At 56.2% G+C, this 16,467-nt stretch carries 16 protein-coding genes and 1 other RNA gene; 11 read left to right on the top strand and 6 right to left on the bottom strand.

The window, feature by feature from the left end:
• Positions 1-12: 12 nt before the first annotated feature.
• On the bottom strand, positions 13-708 hold the full coding sequence (gene queC, locus ACQ3G7_RS06030) for a 7-cyano-7-deazaguanine synthase QueC (protein WP_430889191.1): 696 nt from the start codon (positions 706-708) through the stop codon (positions 13-15).
• Positions 709-774: 66 nt separating this feature from the next.
• On the bottom strand, positions 775-2,472 hold the full coding sequence (locus tag ACQ3G7_RS06025) for an SgrR family transcriptional regulator (RefSeq protein ID WP_430889190.1): 1,698 nt from the start codon (positions 2,470-2,472) through the stop codon (positions 775-777).
• Between the two features lie 99 nt (positions 2,473-2,571).
• On the opposite strand from ACQ3G7_RS06025, the gene cof reads away from it, so the two are divergent.
• Positions 2,572-3,390: an HMP-PP phosphatase gene (gene cof / locus ACQ3G7_RS06020; RefSeq protein WP_430889189.1), complete on the top strand. Its 819-nt coding sequence runs from the start codon at positions 2,572-2,574 to the stop codon at positions 3,388-3,390.
• A gap of 44 nt (positions 3,391-3,434) precedes the next feature.
• Here the strand turns inward: cof and ACQ3G7_RS06015 are convergent, their stop codons facing one another.
• Entirely contained in the window at positions 3,435-4,481 is a 1,047-nt protein-coding gene (locus ACQ3G7_RS06015; protein WP_430889188.1) for a PLP-dependent cysteine synthase family protein, read from the bottom strand.
• A 115-nt stretch (positions 4,482-4,596) separates the two neighbouring features.
• On the opposite strand from ACQ3G7_RS06015, the gene ACQ3G7_RS06010 reads away from it, so the two are divergent.
• From ACQ3G7_RS06010 to amtB, 5 genes are all read left to right on the top strand, one after another.
• Positions 4,597-5,055: an Lrp/AsnC family transcriptional regulator gene (locus ACQ3G7_RS06010; RefSeq protein ID WP_263097786.1), complete on the top strand. Its 459-nt coding sequence runs from the start codon at positions 4,597-4,599 to the stop codon at positions 5,053-5,055.
• 52 nt (positions 5,056-5,107) lie between these two features.
• Positions 5,108-6,871: a SmdA family multidrug ABC transporter permease/ATP-binding protein gene (locus ACQ3G7_RS06005; protein WP_430889187.1), complete on the top strand. Its 1,764-nt coding sequence runs from the start codon at positions 5,108-5,110 to the stop codon at positions 6,869-6,871.
• Positions 6,864-8,642 carry a SmdB family multidrug efflux ABC transporter permease/ATP-binding protein gene (locus ACQ3G7_RS06000; protein WP_430889186.1) on the top strand — a complete coding sequence of 593 codons (1,779 nt, stop codon included), beginning with the start codon at positions 6,864-6,866 and terminating at the stop codon, positions 8,640-8,642. The genes ACQ3G7_RS06005 and ACQ3G7_RS06000 overlap by 8 nt, the downstream gene beginning before the upstream one ends.
• Positions 8,643-8,898: 256 nt before the next feature.
• On the top strand, positions 8,899-9,237 hold the full coding sequence (glnK, locus tag ACQ3G7_RS05995) for a P-II family nitrogen regulator (protein WP_002891893.1): 339 nt from the start codon (positions 8,899-8,901) through the stop codon (positions 9,235-9,237).
• Between the two features lie 30 nt (positions 9,238-9,267).
• Complete coding sequence (gene amtB / locus ACQ3G7_RS05990; RefSeq protein ID WP_263097783.1) at positions 9,268-10,554, top strand: ammonium transporter AmtB; 1,287 nt, start codon at positions 9,268-9,270, stop codon at positions 10,552-10,554.
• A gap of 69 nt (positions 10,555-10,623) precedes the next feature.
• Here the strand turns inward: amtB and tesB are convergent, their stop codons facing one another.
• Positions 10,624-11,484 (bottom strand): acyl-CoA thioesterase II, encoded by an 861-nt coding sequence (gene tesB / locus ACQ3G7_RS05985; protein ID WP_430889185.1) that lies wholly within the window; start codon positions 11,482-11,484, stop codon positions 10,624-10,626.
• A 214-nt stretch (positions 11,485-11,698) separates the two neighbouring features.
• On the opposite strand from tesB, the gene ACQ3G7_RS05980 reads away from it, so the two are divergent.
• Positions 11,699-12,268: a YbaY family lipoprotein gene (locus ACQ3G7_RS05980; RefSeq protein ID WP_430889184.1), complete on the top strand. Its 570-nt coding sequence runs from the start codon at positions 11,699-11,701 to the stop codon at positions 12,266-12,268.
• A gap of 37 nt (positions 12,269-12,305) precedes the next feature.
• On the opposite strand, the gene ACQ3G7_RS05975 is transcribed toward ACQ3G7_RS05980, so the two are convergent.
• Positions 12,306-12,617 carry an MGMT family protein gene (locus ACQ3G7_RS05975; RefSeq protein WP_430889183.1) on the bottom strand — a complete coding sequence of 104 codons (312 nt, stop codon included), beginning with the start codon at positions 12,615-12,617 and terminating at the stop codon, positions 12,306-12,308.
• Positions 12,618-12,782: 165 nt separating this feature from the next.
• On the opposite strand from ACQ3G7_RS05975, the gene ffs reads away from it, so the two are divergent.
• Positions 12,783-12,879, top strand: an RNA gene (gene ffs / locus ACQ3G7_RS05970) — signal recognition particle sRNA small type.
• A 170-nt stretch (positions 12,880-13,049) separates the two neighbouring features.
• Complete coding sequence (locus ACQ3G7_RS05965) at positions 13,050-13,643, top strand: hypothetical protein (protein ID WP_430889182.1); 594 nt, start codon at positions 13,050-13,052, stop codon at positions 13,641-13,643.
• Positions 13,644-13,646: 3 nt separating this feature from the next.
• Here ACQ3G7_RS05965 and yczR read toward each other — a convergent pair whose 3' ends face one another.
• Positions 13,647-15,068: a MocR-like transcription factor YczR gene (gene yczR / locus ACQ3G7_RS05960; RefSeq protein ID WP_430889181.1), complete on the bottom strand. Its 1,422-nt coding sequence runs from the start codon at positions 15,066-15,068 to the stop codon at positions 13,647-13,649.
• Positions 15,069-15,152: 84 nt separating this feature from the next.
• Here yczR and yczE point away from each other — a divergent pair, with 84 nt between their 5' ends.
• Together yczE and ACQ3G7_RS05950 are read left to right on the top strand one after the other, a co-directional pair.
• Positions 15,153-15,764, top strand: a complete 612-nt coding sequence (gene yczE / locus ACQ3G7_RS05955; RefSeq protein ID WP_430889341.1) for a membrane protein YczE — start codon at positions 15,153-15,155, stop codon at positions 15,762-15,764.
• 138 nt (positions 15,765-15,902) lie between these two features.
• Positions 15,903-16,370, top strand: coding sequence for a hypothetical protein (locus tag ACQ3G7_RS05950; protein WP_430889180.1), 468 nt, complete (start codon positions 15,903-15,905; stop codon positions 16,368-16,370).
• The last annotated feature ends 97 nt before the right edge of the window (positions 16,371-16,467 follow it).

Genomic DNA, 16,467 nt, shown 5'->3' with positions numbered 1-16,467 from the left:
TGCTCATCCCTGTTATTTCAGGCCGGTTTTTTGTTTCATTGCCGCCATTACGCCGGTTTTGTCCGCCAGGTAGTTCTGCAAACCGTTTGCGCGCAGGTTACAGGCTGCACAATGGCCGCAGCCATCGCCTTTGATACCGTTATAACAGGTCAGCGTTTCGCTACGCACCAGATCCAGTTTGCCCCAGTAATCGGCCAGCGCCCAGGTTTCGGCTTTATTGATCCACATAAGCGGCGTTTCGAAGCGGATATCTTTCGCCAGCCCCAGGTTTACGGCATGGTTAAGCGCTTTGACAAATTCATCCCGGCAGTCCGGGTAACCTGAAAAGTCCGTTTCACACACGCCAGTGATCACGGCTTCAGCCTGCACCTGATACGCATACACCGCCGCCAGCGTCAGAAACAGAATATTGCGTCCTGGCACGAAGGTATTCGGGATACCGGTGGCGTCGGGCTCATAGTCCGGCACAGGAATGCTGTCGCGGGTCAGGCTACTTACCGCCAGTTCATTTAGCAGGGTGACATCCAGCACTTTGTGGGCACGTGCGCCAAGCGCCTGCGCCAGTTCCCGTGCCACGTCGATTTCGGCGCGATGGCGCTGACCATAATCAAAGGTGACACAGTGAACTTCATCATATTGCTGCAACGCCTGAACAAGGCAGGTCGTGGAATCCTGTCCGCCACTAAACACAACAACGGCACGTTTCATAATTCTTCCTGGCAATCACAAATAAAACACTATGGTAGCGCGTGCCGCCGACAGCGACCAGCTTCTTCACCGCGCGGGAGCGGGTAACCAGGCTTCGGCAAAATCGAACCAGCCGCGGGTATTTAAATGAAGCCCCTCAACACCGGGCGGCGCACTGATACGGTACTGATAATTAAACAGTGGCGTCAGGATCGCATCGTTCATCAGCGTGTTGAACACATCCTGTAGCGCCAGGTTGCGCTCTCGTTCATCGGCTTGACGTTGTACGGCGTCCAGCGTGGCTTGCAGATGAGCAAAGTGTGGCGCACTCAGCAGGTTTGGCCACAGTTGATCGCAGCGCAACCATTGTTCAAGAGCATATTCCGGCGCTTCGCCAATTAACCGATCGCCCATCATCAGATCGGCCGACGCCAGTTGGGTACACCCATCCCAGTTTTTACCGTCATGGAAAATCAGCGTCAGTTCACAGCCGAGCGTGGCGAGATAATGCTTCAACTGCTCTGCCATGGTGTGGAGTTCAACCGGTAAGTGGTAGAGCAGGGTGAGTTTTTTGGGCAGAGGCTCATTTTGTGGCGGCCAGTCCGGCATTTTCCAGCCGGGCAATAATTCACGGGTGGGATTGATCAGGTTTTCGTCCAGCGGCAGCGTCTGCAACAGCGACGTATCGTGAATAATCTGCACCAGGCGGCGTAACTGCGCCTGACTCAGCCGCGCGCCCGGTCGTTGAGCAAGGTAACAGAACCCCAGGCTGATGCTGTTACTCACGGGTTGTAAATGCCGAAGCTCATCCGGTTCGCCAATTGCAATTTCCACCGGGTGCCGACAACTGGTACCCAGATCCCGATCAAACAGTTGTGGCGTGATCCAGAACTCGACGGCTTTTAGCAACGGATGGCCCAGATGATAGTGATCGTGGCTCTCCAGCCGCACCAGTTCCTGACTAAAGGTCACCAGTCGAAATGGGCCGGTTCCGATGAGAGGGTACTGCGGATGCGCCAGACAACTGACATAACTGGCAAGACGATGCGCCAGCCAGTAGTCCGGTCGGTGCAGGGTAAAGGCCAGACACCAGGGGGGCGTGATATCAATGCAGGCGACGCTGGCGAACAACTTGCGCAGCGCAGGGAGTTCCAGCAACAGCCGTAATCGTTGCTGTAAGTGTCCGGCGGTGACGGCATCGCCATTGTGCCAGTGCAGGGTTGAGTGCAGATGGAAGCGCCAGGACAGACCGTCATTGCTGATGTCCCAGTGGTGCGCCAGATCGCCCTGCGGCAGCGTGCTGCGTGAGGTAAAGCGGGTCAATCCACTGAAGATTTGCCCGGCGAGATGTTGTTCCGCGCGGCCCGGAAGAAAACCGGGCTCCAGCGGATCCAATGGGCGATAGTAAGGAATACGCAACGTGGGTGTTTCGTTTTGCCAGAAGCCGCCGAGGAACGGATTGAGCAAAGTGCGCAGGTCGTCGGCATCAAGTTGTGCGAGAGCCAGCGCATTTTGCTGCTGTCCGGTATTCAGCGCCTGTTCCAGCATTTCGCTACGCAGCGATTCAGGCGACACCCGAAAATGCAGCTCACCCCGTTTACCGCGCCCGGACTGTGATTTCCAGCTTAACCATCCTGCCTGCTGCATTTGCCGCAACAGCGTGCGCATATGACGCTCGCTGCAAAAGCAGCGCGTCGCCAGCTCGGTGACGCTCACGGATTGCGCTTCGCCCTCTGTGGCGTGCCACAGGCGCTGGTACTGATGGAGTCGATTGAGTTGTCGCATAAACCCGGAACAATAATTTTTATCTATTCAGTATTACTTCCGTATATATCAGGCAATACTGGATAGCAACACAACGGCACCCTATTCGGAGAAATATTTATGGCTCGTCTGGCCGCTTTTGACATGGATGGCACCCTGTTAATGCCCGACCATCGTTTAGGCGAACAAACGCTGGCTACGCTCCGTCGCCTGCATGATCGCGAAATTACGCTGGCGTTTGCCACTGGCCGACATGCGCTTGAGATGCAGCGCATCACCCGGAGCCTGGCGCTGGATGCATTTCTGATTACCGGTAATGGCACCCGCATCCACTCGCGCGAAGGCGAGGTGCTGTACCGGCAGGATCTGGATCCGGAAGTGGCCGATCGGGTGCTGCACAGCACATGGGAGACCTCAGCCACTGTTCATGTTTTTAATGACTCGGGATGGCTGACGGACCGCGTGTTTCCGGAAATGCTGGAAGCGCATATGCAAAGCGGTTTTACTTACCAACTGGCGGATCTCAAGCGGTTATCGGCTTACGATGTCACCAAAATCTGTTTTGTTGGCGATCATGATGATCTTTGCCGGCTGCATATTCAGCTTAATGAGGCGCTCGGCGAGCGCGCGCATTTATGCTTTTCCGCAGAATATTGCCTGGAAGTATTACCGCTGGGTTGCAACAAAGGCGCTGCGCTGGCGGTGCTAAGCGAGTCGCTGGGCTATACGCTGCAGGATTGTATGGCGTTTGGCGATGCGATGAATGATCGGGAAATGCTCGAAAGCGTGGGCTACGGCATGATTATGGGCAACGCCATGCCGCAACTGCGGGCGGCATTGCCTCACTTACCGGTTATCGGGCACTGCCGCGATCAGGCAGTGTCTCACTTTTTGACACACTGGCTGGACACACCACATCTTCCTTATTCCCCCGAATGACGACGATATTTCCAGCAAGCCGGGTCACTGTTACCCGGCTTTTTTTATGCCTGGACCAGACGGGCGACTTCCGCGCTCCAGGGCGTAATATCGCCCATGTTCGCCGCCACCCACTGCGGGTTGTAATAGGTATCGAGGTAGCGGTCGCCGCTGTCGCACAGCAGTGTCACGATAGCGCCGCGACGCCCTTCGTCACGCATTCGCACGGCAAGTTGTAATGCGCCCCACATATTGGTGCCGGTCGATGCGCCGACTTTGCGGCCCAGTTGCGTTTCCAGCCACTGCGCGGTGGCGACGCTGGCGGCATCCGGTACGCGCAACATTTCATCCACCACATCGGCAATAAATGAAGGCTCGACGCGCGGGCGGCCAATCCCCTCAATTTTACTGCCCACCGGGCTGCGCAAAGTGGCGTCGCGTTGCTGCCAGTAATCAAGGAAGACCGAGTTTTCCGGATCCACCACCAGCAACTGAGTGTCATAGCCTTGGCTACGAATATAGCGGCCAAGGGTGGCTGAGGTGCCACCTGTTCCCGCGCTCATCACAATATAGTCGGGCTGCGGATAGGGTTCGTTTTTCATCTGCCGGAATATGCTGTCGGCGATGTTGTTATTGCCACGCCAGTCGGTAGCGCGTTCGGCATAGGTGAACTGATCCATATAGTGACCATTCAACGTTTTCGCCAGCCGTTCAGATTCGGCGTAAATCTCGCAGGCGCTGTCCACGAAGTGGCAACGGCCGCCATAAAACTCAATCTGTTCAACCTTGCGTTTCGCCGTGCAGTAGGGCATGACCGCGATAAACGGCAAACCCAGCAGGCGGGCAAACCAGGCTTCCGAAACGGCGGTGGAACCGGAAGAAGCTTCTATAATCGTTGTGCCTTCTTTGATCCAACCGTTACACAGACCGTACAGAAACAGTGAGCGCGCCAGACGATGCTTCAGACTGCCGGTAGGATGGGTGCTCTCATCTTTCAGATAGAGATTGATCCCCGGAAAACCCGGCAGCATCAGACGGATCAGGTGCGTATCCGCTGAGCGCTGTGCATCGGCGTTGATCTCGTTAATGGCGTATTTAACCCAGCTATTCATGGTGCGTTTCCGTTTGTCATTTTGTGCCCAGTCTAGCGAAAGCAGAAGAAAAAAAGGTTGCCATTTCGCCTTTGATATAGACTCTAAGGAGAAATTTTTTCTCCCGGAGTGGGATATGTTAGATAAAATTGACCGCAAGCTCCTTTCGCTGCTGCAACAGGATTGTTCGCTCTCTTTGCAGGCGCTGGCAGATGCCGTTAATCTGACCACCACGCCCTGCTGGAAACGTCTGAAACGCCTCGAAGACGACGGAATATTGCTCGGTCGTGTGGCGGTGCTGGATGCCGAAAAGCTGGGCTTAAATCTGACCGCCTTTGTGCTGATCAAAACCCAGCATCACAGTAGCGAATGGTATTGTCGCTTTGTCAGCGAAGTGACGCAGATGCCCGAAGTGTTGGGTTTCTGGCGTATGGCGGGGGAGTATGATTACCTGCTGCGGGTGCAGGTCGCGGATATGAAACGCTATGATGACTTCTATAAGAAACTGGTCAACAGCGTGCCGGGGCTGTCAGATGTCACTTCTAGCTTCGCCATGGAACAGATAAAATACACCACGGCTTTGCCCATTGAATAACCCTCCCGGTTGTTAACCGACAGCCGGAAAATCACGTTCAGGATGTAACCGCGTGCGATTATTTGCTCAGTTAGGCTGGTACTTTCGCCGGGAATGGCGACGTTATCTCGGCGCAGTAGCCTTACTTATTATCATTGCTATCCTTCAGCTTATTCCGCCGAAAGTGGTGGGCGTTATTGTGGATGGCGTGACCGAACACCATTACACCACGCAACAGGTGTGGATGTGGGTGGGACTGCTGATCGTTGTTGCGGTGGTCACTTACCTGCTGCGCTATGTCTGGCGCGTCTGGCTGTTTGGCGCGTCTTATCAACTGGCCGTTGAGCTGCGCGAGGATTTTTACCGCCAGCTAAGCCGCCAGCATCCGGAATTCTATTTACGCCACCGTACCGGCGACTTGATGGCCCGCGCCACCAACGACGTCGATCGCGTGGTGTTTGCCGCTGGCGAAGGCGTGCTGACGCTGGTGGATTCGCTGGTGATGGGCTGCGTAGTGCTGGTGGTGATGTCGACGCAAATCAGCTGGCAGTTAACGTTGCTGTCGTTATTGCCAATGCCAATTATGGCGCTGGTGATCAAACGCTACGGCGATCAACTGCATCAGCGCTTTAAACTGGCGCAGGCGGCCTTCTCCGCGCTGAACGATCGCACGCAGGAAAGCATGACCAGCATCCGCATGATCAAGGCATTTGGCCTTGAGGATCGCCAGTCTGCGCTGTTTGCCAGCGAAGCGGCGGACACCGGCGCGAAAAACATGCGTGTGGCGCGTGTTGACGCCCGTTTCGATCCCACCATCTATATTGCGATCGGTATGGCGAACATGCTGGCCATCGGCGGCGGAAGCTGGATGGTGGTGCATGGCAGCTTAACCCTCGGGCAACTCACCAGTTTTGCCATGTACCTTGGGTTGATGATTTGGCCGATGCTGGCGCTGGCCTGGATGTTTAATATTGTCGAGCGTGGTAGCGCGGCTTATAGCCGTATTCGCGATATGCTGGCGGAAATGCCAGTAGTGAAAGATGGCAGCGAGCCCGTGCCGGAAGGCCGTGGAAACCTGAGTATCGCCATTCGCGAATTCCGTTACCCGCAAACGGAGCAACCGACGCTGAACAATGTTAGTGCGGTACTGAACCCAGGGCAGATGCTGGGCATTTGCGGCCCGACAGGCGCAGGGAAAAGTACGTTACTGTCGCTGATTCAGCGCCATTTTGATGTGACCGACGGAGATATCCGTTTTCACAATATGCCGCTGACGCAGCTTAAACTGGATGCCTGGCGCAGCCGTCTGGCGGTAGTGAATCAGACACCGTTCCTCTTTTCCGATTCCGTCGCCAGTAATATTGCGCTGGGTAAACCGGGGGCGACGCAGGAAGAGATCGAGCATGTGGCCCGACTGGCCAGCGTGCATGAGGATATTTTGCGTCTGCCGCAGGGTTACGCCACCGAAGTCGGTGAACGCGGCGTAATGCTCTCCGGCGGCCAGAAGCAGCGTATCTCTATTGCCCGCGCGTTGCTGCTTAATGCGGAGATCTTAATTCTCGACGATGCGCTCTCCGCCGTCGACGGGCGCACCGAGCACCAGATTCTGCATAACCTGCGCCAGTGGGGAGAAGGGCGAACGGTGATCATCAGCGCCCATCGTCTGTCGGCGCTGACGGAAGCCAGCGAAATTTTAGTGATGCAACATGGGCATATCGCTCAGCGTGGTCAGCATGAGCAACTTTCCCGCCAGCCCGGCTGGTATCGTGACATGTACCGCTATCAACAACTGGAAGCTGCGCTGACGGATGCGCCGGAGGAGGCCATCGATGCGTAATTTGGGCAAACAGTGGCCGACCCTGAAACGGTTGCTGAAATATGGCTCGCCATGGCGAAAATCCCTGTTGAAAGCGGTTCTAATGCTGTGGGTCGCGGCGGCGGCGGAAGTCTCTGGCCCGGCGTTGATCAGCTACTTTATCGACAATATGGTAGCGAAGAGCTATCTGCCGTTGGGGCTGGTGGTGGGGATGGCGGCAGTGTATGTCGGCCTGCAACTGCTGGCGGCGCTATTGCATTATTCGCAGTCGCTGTTGTTCAACCAGGCGGCGGTCGGCGTAGTGCAACAACTGCGCACCGACGTGATGGACGCCGCGCTGCGTCAGCCGTTAAGTGAGTTTGATGTTCAGCCTGTCGGGCAAATTATCTCCCGCGTGACCAACGATACGGAAGTGATCCGCGATCTGTACGTTACGGTGGTGGCAACGGTGCTGCGCAGCGCCGCGCTGATTGGCGCGATGCTGGTGGCGATGTTCAGCCTGGACTGGCGCATGGCGCTGGTGGCGATGGCGATCTTCCCGGCGGTACTGATCGTGATGCTGATCTATCAGCGTTACAGCACGCCGATTGTGCGGCGGATGCGCGCGTACCTGGCGGATATCAATGACGGTTTTAATGAAATCATTAACGGCATGAGCGTGATCCAGCAGTTCCGCCAACAGGCGAGATTTGGCGAGCAACTGGGCGACGCCAGCCGTTCACATTATCTCGCGCGTATGCAAACCCTGCGGCTGGATGGCTTTTTGCTGCGGCCGCTGTTGAGCCTTTTCTCTGCGCTGGTGCTATGCGGCTTGCTGATGCTGTTTGGTTTCTCTTCTCCGGGTACGGTTGAAGTCGGGGTGTTGTATGCCTTTATCAGCTACCTTGGTCGTCTGAATGAACCCTTGATCGAACTGACTACTCAGCAGTCGATGTTGCAGCAGGCGGTGGTCGCCGGTGAGCGCGTATTTGAGCTGATGGACCGGCCACGCCAGTCTTACGGCGATGATGATACGCCACTGCACAGCGGCGCCATCGACATTGAAAATGTCTCTTTTGCCTACCGCGAAGATCAGCAGGTGTTACAGGACATCTCCCTGCACGTTGAACCGCGCAGCTTTGTTGCGCTGGTGGGACATACCGGCAGCGGAAAGAGCACGCTCGCCAGCCTGCTGATGGGGTACTACCCGTTAACGCAAGGGGAAATCCGTCTCGATGGTCGCCCGCTTTCTGCGCTGAGTCATGATGCGCTGCGTAAAGGTATCGCGATGGTGCAGCAGGATCCGGTGGTGCTGGCCGACAGCTTTTTCGCCAATGTGACGCTGGGGCGCGACATCAGCGAAGCGCAGGTCTGGCATGCGCTGGAAGTGGTGCAACTGGCGGAGCTGGCGCGGGGTATGAGCGAGGGCATTTATACGCGACTGGGTGAGCAGGGCAATAATCTCTCCGTTGGGCAGAAACAGTTGCTGGCGCTGGCGCGTGTGCTGGTGGATACGCCGCAGATCCTGATCCTGGATGAGGCGACTGCCAATATCGACTCCGGGACTGAACAGGCGATCCAACAGGCACTGGCCGCTGTTCGGGAACAGACAACGTTAGTGGTGATAGCCCACAGATTGTCGACCATTGTCGAGGCTGAAACCATTTTGGTGCTCCATCGCGGCCAGGCTGTTGAGCGCGGTACGCATCAACAATTGCTTGCGGCGAAAGGACGCTACTGGCAGATGTATCAATTGCAACTGGCGGGCGAAGAGCTGGCGGCCAGCGCGCGAGAAGAGTCGCTTATCGCGTAATGCACCAAAATTAAGCACGCTACTGAGACTCTTCTCTGTTGGTGCAAAAAAGTAACGCACCATGCACTATCATGGTGCGTTTTTCTTTGCCAGGAACATTCCGAACCGTCACCTGCGTTTTGTCTTTTTCACCTTTTCCCTGTCCGCACGCACTAACAAACTGAAATCCTCCCTGTTTTCATTCTTGGCACACCGCTTGCAATATCCCTTATGTATTAGCTGCGGCCATTATCGAATTTCGACTGGAGGGGGATCTATGAAGCTGGTTACCGTGGTGATTAAGCCATTCAAACTCGAAGACGTTCGTGAAGCACTGTCTTCTATTGGTATTCAAGGGCTGACCGTAACAGAAGTAAAAGGTTTCGGACGTCAGAAGGGTCATGCCGAGTTGTACCGCGGTGCGGAATATAGCGTCAATTTCCTGCCGAAAGTGAAAATTGATGTGGCGATTGCTGATGATCAGCTTGATGAAGTGATCGATGTCATCAGCAAAGCGGCCTACACCGGAAAGATTGGCGACGGCAAAATTTTCGTTGCCGAGCTGCAACGCGTCATTCGTATTCGTACCGGCGAAGCCGACGAAGCGGCACTGTAATACCTGGCACACAGTGATAGGGATGGAAAAATGAAGAACACAACATTAAAAACAACGCTCGCTTCCCTGGCACTCCTGCCGGGTCTGGCAATGGCGGCTCCCGCTGTTGCAGACAAAGCGGACAACGGCTTTATGATGATCTGCACCGCGCTGGTGCTGTTCATGTCGATTCCGGGCATTGCGCTGTTTTACGGCGGTCTGATCCGTGGCAAGAACGTCCTCTCCATGCTGACGCAGGTTACCGTCACATTCGCACTGGTGTGCGTTCTGTGGGTGGTCTACGGCTACTCGCTGGCGTTCGGCACCGGCAATGGTTTCTTCGGCAGCTTTGACTGGGTGATGCTGAAAAATATTGAGCTGACCGCTGTAATGGGCTCCATTTATCAGTACATCCATGTTGCGTTCCAGGGCTCTTTCGCCTGTATCACCGTCGGCCTGATTGTCGGTGCGCTGGCGGAGCGTATTCGCTTCTCCGCAGTGCTGATTTTCGTGGTGGTATGGCTGACGCTCTCCTATGTGCCGATTGCGCACATGGTATGGGGTGGCGGTTTGCTGGCGACAGATGGCGCACTGGACTTTGCGGGCGGTACCGTTGTACATATCAACGCCGCTATCGCCGGGCTGGTCGGTGCCTACCTGATTGGCAAACGTGTGGGTTTTGGCAAAGAAGCGTTTAAACCGCACAACCTGCCGATGGTCTTCACTGGTACTGCAATCCTGTATGTGGGCTGGTTTGGTTTCAACGCCGGTTCTGCCGCTGCGGCGAACGAAATCGCAGGCCTGGCGTTTGTTAACACTGTGGTCGCGACCGCAGCCGCTATCCTGGCATGGGTCTTCGGTGAGTGGGCAATGCGCGGTAAACCGTCTCTGTTGGGTGCATGTTCTGGCGCTATTGCCGGTCTCGTTGGCGTAACCCCGGCTTGTGGCTACATTGGTGTCGGTGGCGCGCTGATCCTCGGTCTGATTGCCGGTCTGGCGGGTCTGTGGGGCGTGACTGCACTGAAACGTATGCTGCGTGTCGATGATCCGTGTGACGTGTTTGGTGTCCACGGTGTGTGCGGCATCGTCGGTTGTATCCTGACCGGTATCTTCGCCTCCACGTCACTGGGCGGCGTAGGTTATGCCCAGGGCGTGACCATGGGCCACCAGGTGCTGGTGCAGTTAGAAAGTATCGCTATCACTATCGTGTGGTCCGGCGTTGTGGCCTTTATCGGCTACAAACTGGCCGACATGACAGTGGGTCTGCGTGTACCGGAAGATCAAGAGCGTGAAGGTCTGGATGTGAACAGCCATGGCGAAAACGCCTACAACGCCTGATTGAGTTACGTTATCTCCTGAGCATAAAAAAGCCTCCCGATGGGAGGCTTTTCCTTTTGTTGCGGGCAGTTAACCGCGATTACGCATCACGCCTTCCTGTACGGTGGAGGCGATCAGCACGCCATCCTGAGTGTAAAACTCGCCGCGGACAAAGCCGCGCGCGCTGGAAGCCGAAGTACTTTCCACACTGTAGAGCAACCACTCGTTGATATTAAACGGACGGTGGAACCACATAGAGTGATCGATGGTGGCGACCTGCATACCGCGCTCAAGAAAACCCACGCCGTGAGGTTGTAGGGCAACCGGCAGGAAGTTGAAGTCAGACGCGTAACCCAGCAGGTACTGATGGACGCGGAAATCTTCCGGCACGGGGCCATTGGCACGCACCCACACCTGACGCTCAGGCCCGGCAACATGGCCTTTCAGCGGGTTATGAAACTCAACCGGGCGGATCTCCAGCGGTTTGTCGCTGATGAATTTTTCTTTGACCATCGGCGGCAACAGATGGGAGAGATCGCGGGCGATATCGGTTTCGGACTTCAGCGAGTCCGGCGGTGGCGCAGAAGGCATGGTTTTCTGGTGCTCATACCCTTGCTCAGGCGCCTGAAACGAGGCGGTCATATAGAAAATCGGCTTGCCGTTCTGCACTGCCGCCACCCGACGGGCGCTGAAACTGTTGCCATCACGCAGGACTTCCACATCATAGATGATAGGTTTTTGACTATCGCCCGGACGCAGAAAGTAGCTGTGAAAGGAGTGAACCAGGCGGTCGGCGGGCACTGTCTCTTTGGCGGCATACAGCGCCTGACCGACCACTTGCCCACCAAATACCTGGCGCAGGCCTAAATCTTCGCTCTGTCCCCGAAACAGACCTTCTTCAATTTTTTCCAGATTCAATAATGCCAGCAGATTCGTAAGCGCTTGACTCATAGATTTCCTCAGATAAATAACGGCCGACAAAGCGAATGCTTAATTGATTATAACCTGGAAATGAAAGTGGTCCGATGGGTGCAATAATCTGAATAGTAGGGGGTTTACAGGAAGAAATCGCGGGTATGTGCCACACTTGTTCTCGTTACGATGGTTTAACCACACATCCTGGCAGGCGCTACCCTGCCGGTGCATTGACGATAAGGAGAATTCAATGAAACTCGTGCACATGTTAAGTGGTTTAGCAGTGGCGGTTGCACTGTCCGCCTGCGCCCATAAAGGCGGCGATATTCCAACGCCTGCACCCAACCCGAATGCGCCAGCGGCGACCAATAAAGCCGCCATTGCGCAACCGAACGTTTCCGGTACGATCTGGATCCGCCAGAAAGTGGCGCTGCCACCGGACGCCGTATTAACCGTCACGGTTTCTGATGCGTCACTGGCTGACGCACCGTCGAAAGTGATTGCACAAAAAGCAGTGCGTACCGAAGGCAAACAAGCGCCATTCAGTTTTGTGCTGCCGTTTAACCCGGCGGATGTTCAACCCAATGCGCGTATCCTGCTGAGTTCGGCGATTACCATTGACGACAAAATTGTCTTTATTACCGATACCGTTAAGCCGGTTATCAACCAGGGGGGTACCAAAGTTGACCTGACGCTGGTACCGGTACAGCAAACCGCTGTGCCGTTGCAGCAGAGCGGCGGCGCAGCAACGACGGTGCCGTCGACGTCACCCACGCAGGTGAACCCTTCTTCTGCCACACCGGCGCCGACACAGTATTAATCCGCACCTGTGCTCCTCTCCTTCGGGGGAGGAGCCTTCAATAGTTCCAGCGGTAGCGCTGCATATCAATTTGCCCATTCCCCGCGACCACCACCCCGTCGGCCAGCAGTGCCTGGCGCTGACGTTGTAAATCCGGCCCGGTCAGTGAGATTCGGCCATGACGATTCACCACCCGGTGCCACGGCAGCGTACTGCCTTCCGGTAAGCGTTTGAGTACGCCGCCCACTTGCCTTGCTGCGCGCGGCGAACCTGCCAGTCTGGCCACATCGCCATAGGTGGTGACGCAACCTTCCGGGATGGCGGCGACGATTTGCCAGACGCGCTGCGGAAACGAATCCTCTCTTTCCATAATCAGTTCCTGAAGAGTGAATTTGCAGCATAAACAGCCTTGTGGATGCTGTGAAGAGGGGATTGTGCAAGAAACCAGCATCCGTCCGGCCATGACTTGCAATTGCCACCCCGGACAGGGATAATGCGCCAGCGCGTTGGTTAACAACGCTCTCAATGGGGGCTCTGTTGGTTCTCCCGCAACGCTACTCTGTTCACCAGGTCAGGTCCGGAAGGAAGCAGCCAGGGCAGAGGACGTGTGTGCCGGGATGTAGCTGGCAGGGCCCCCACCCATTTGCGCCTCATTTAGCGGAGTCGCGCAAAAATAACCCCGCAGTGACATTGCACTTTCAACGTTTCCGACATGGCTTCTCCTCGTTAATCAAGACCGGAACAACGCTTTCAACCTTAGTGGCGATTTTCGCAAAAATGCACAGGATAAACAGGAAGGGAAATGCGTAACTTTTTAATGGTATTAGCGTTATCAATCTCTACGGCATCTTATGCAGCCAGCCTGCAATCGGGGATTTACGAAGGGCTGCAACTTGCGGTTTCCCCGGCAGGGGATGTCACGGGTTACTATTCTGAAACCCTGGGGCAAGGTGTCACCCGTAACTGCTCTTTTGCGCTGGCGGGAAAAGTGAATGCATCGCAGGAAGCGGATATCCGCAGCTGGTCATCAGACGTACTGCCGGGGCATATTGCGGCAACGAAGAACGGCGTCGTGTTGCGCATTCCGCAGGGGCAAAGTCACGACGGCTGCATCAATGTGATGGTGCCGCTAATTGATGAAGGGCTGGAACTGGAAAGTACGCGGAAGACCCATTGGTTGTCGATGGCGGAAGTCAGCGGTGAGCGGGTCTATTTAAGCAACTCACCGGATGTTGCAACGCGGCGCAAAGCGTGGCTGGTCAAAGGCGACGTGGTCGGCGTGGTGAAAAACCAGTCTGACTGGACGCAGATCGAGTTTGTTAGCGAAAGCGGTAAAACCACCACCGGCTGGTTAGAAAACAGCAAAATCAAACCCTTAACACCGCCCGCAGCATGATCGTCACACCATGCTCCTTTTTACCAGCGTGTGGTGTTGATTCAGTGTCATCCACAGAGGCTTGAGCCGCAGCAGTGCGTGCTCAAGTTCTGCCGAATCCAGTGCGAACGGCATCCGCAAATAGCGCTCAAACGCACCGGGCAGGCCAAAGCGCGTGCCCGGACCGAGATGGATGCCAATCCCCTCCGCCCGAGCGGCAAAGAGTGTCGACAGTCTGTCGGGAAGCTCTACCCAGAACGAGAGCCCGCCATCCGGCGTCTGAAAACGCCAGTCGGGAAAGTGTGCCTGCATCAATGCAGCGCAACGATCGCGACGTGTTTTGAGCATCTCCCGGCGTGCCGGTAAGAAGCTACGCGCGTTCTCCATTAACCACTGCGTTGCCAGTTGTTCCAGCAGCGGTGACCCCAGTTCCAGGGTATCGCGGGTCTGGGCAAGCGTCGCAATGGTGCGTGATGAGGCGCGGATCCAGCCCAAACGCAGTCCTCCCCAAAAACTTTTACCCGCTGAACCGAGCGTAATGACCGTTCCCTGCGGATCGAACGCCGCCAGCGGAGGCGGAGGCGACGCGTTATACCAGAGGTCCACCATTGTTTCATCCACCACCAGCGTGGTGCGGGTACGTGCGGCAATGGCTGCGATCTCTGCACGCGTGGCGCTGTCCATGCAACGCCCGGTAGGGTTATGAAAATCAGGCATCAGGTATGCCAGACGGGGCGCAGTCTGCGCCAGCGTGGCGGCAAAGCCGTCGGTGTCCCAGCCGCTTTGCGGGAGCGATACGCCAACCGGCCTGCAGGATGCCCCCTGAATAGCGGCAATAGCCAACGGGTAGGTTGGATGATCGACCACCACGCGATCGCCCGGCCCGGTGAGCATCCGTAGCACCAGCGCCAGTCCACTGAGTGCGCCATTGACGATCATCACTTCATCCGCATGCGTGGGTAAACCGCGTTCGCTATAGCGCGCAGCAATCACTTCACGCAGCGGCAGCAGGCCGAGCTGGCCGTAGCCCGTTTGCGACAACCACGGCGTCATAGCGGTCAGCGCGTGGGTATAGGCCTGGTGGATTTCCGGGCCAGCACTGAGCGCGGCGGTGGAGAGATCCAGCGACATGCCCGCAGTGCTGAGTGTCGGAACGCTGCGATTGTCCGGCAGGATCACGCGGGAACCGCTGCCATGGCGGCTTTCCAGATACCCTTCATCACGCAGATGTGCCAGCGCACTGGCAACGGTGGTGCGGCTAACATCCAGGGTTAATGCCAGCTCCCGCTCTCCCGGCAGGCGAGTATCCAGCGCCAGTCTGCCATCGAGGATCAGCAAGCGCAGGGCATCGGCAAGCTGACGCCAGAGCGGTGTGCGTGAGGGGGCTTGCTGCCAGCGTCCCAACAGGCGCTGTAGCGATTGACTACCCAATCGGCGGGATGACATATGCAGTCCACTATTTGAAAACTGGACATTAATCATAATGCCATTTCCGGTAAAGATAAAAGCCAGAACAGCCGGAGAACAATGATGCTACGTCGATTACTGCAACTCTATATTGGTTTAAGCCTGTACGGTCTTTCCACCGCCATGTTCGTGCGCGCGGATTTGGGCGCCGATCCGTGGAACGTGTTTCACCTTGGGGTAGCGAAACTGCTGACGATGGATATCGGCACGGTGATGATCATTACCGGCGCGCTGGTGCTGCTGTTCTGGATCCCGATTCGCCAGCGTCCAGGGCTCGGAACCATCAGCAACGTGATTGTGATTGGTCTGGCGGCGGATGCCGCGCTATCGCTGATGCCAACGCTGGAGACATTGCCCGCTCGCGGTGCACTGCTTGTGCTTGCGGTGATCGTAAACGCCCTCGCCACCGGGATGTATATTGGCGCGGGATTTGGCGCAGGGCCGCGCGATGGATTGATGACGGGGATCCACGCCCGCACGGGCTGGTCGGTACGCAGCGTACGCACAGCTATTGAAGTGTCGGTGCTGCTGATTGGCTGGCTACTGGGCGGGACCGTTGGCGTCGGCACGGTTCTGTACGCGCTGGCGATCGGCCCGCTGATCCAGATTTGTCTGCCGTGGTTTCGCCACACCCCCCGGATAAAACCTGCGTCGCCAGCGGAAGTTGTGAGTTGACGGAGGGGTAGCATGTCGCGTTATCCTCCGTCCATACCCTAAATTTTGTAGTCAGCATACGGGTTTACTTTACAAAAGGGATGGAGGATTCTGGGGTAAGATAAGAATGTTCTTAGTCCCCGTTAAGAGGAACGCGATGTGAAATACCCGCTTGTCGTTGTGATAGCTGCGGCTACCCTTGCTGGCTGTGCAACGCAAAAACCCACCATTCCCTATCAGAATTACCAACGGATCGCCGTGCAGGAAGTGGCGGCCAACAAGTGTGCGGAACTGGGCTATATGGATTTTCAGGTCGCTGCGGCGGCAAAAAACTTTGCCGCCCAGGATTTGAATAGCTGGACTTACGACCCTGTTGTTTACCGGTCCGTTTTTGCAACGGTCGCCGCCAGCGCGGCAACAAACCCGCCAGGCAAAAGCCAGTGTGATGCCTTTTCCGTGTCCGTTATCCAGCGTAACCAGCAGCAACAGCAGGCTTACCAGCAACAACAGTTAGCGCTACAGCAGCAACAACAAATTAACCAGTCCATGCAGACGCTACAGAGCACGATGCCGAAAACCACCTACTGCAATAAGATTGGCTGGCAGACGGTATGTAATACCTATTAAGCCGGTTTACCTGTCTAAAGGAGCGACGGTGTATGGCAACCCCCTGGCTTGAAACAGCACGACTGATCCTTGAACCCCTGGCATCGCGATGTCCTGT

It is taken from the genome of Kosakonia sp. N21 (assembly GCF_050587465.1).
Classification (GTDB): Bacteria; Pseudomonadota; Gammaproteobacteria; order Enterobacterales; family Enterobacteriaceae.
The sequence above is the reverse complement of the archived record's forward strand: the minus strand, read 5'-3'. Positions and strand labels throughout refer to the sequence as shown.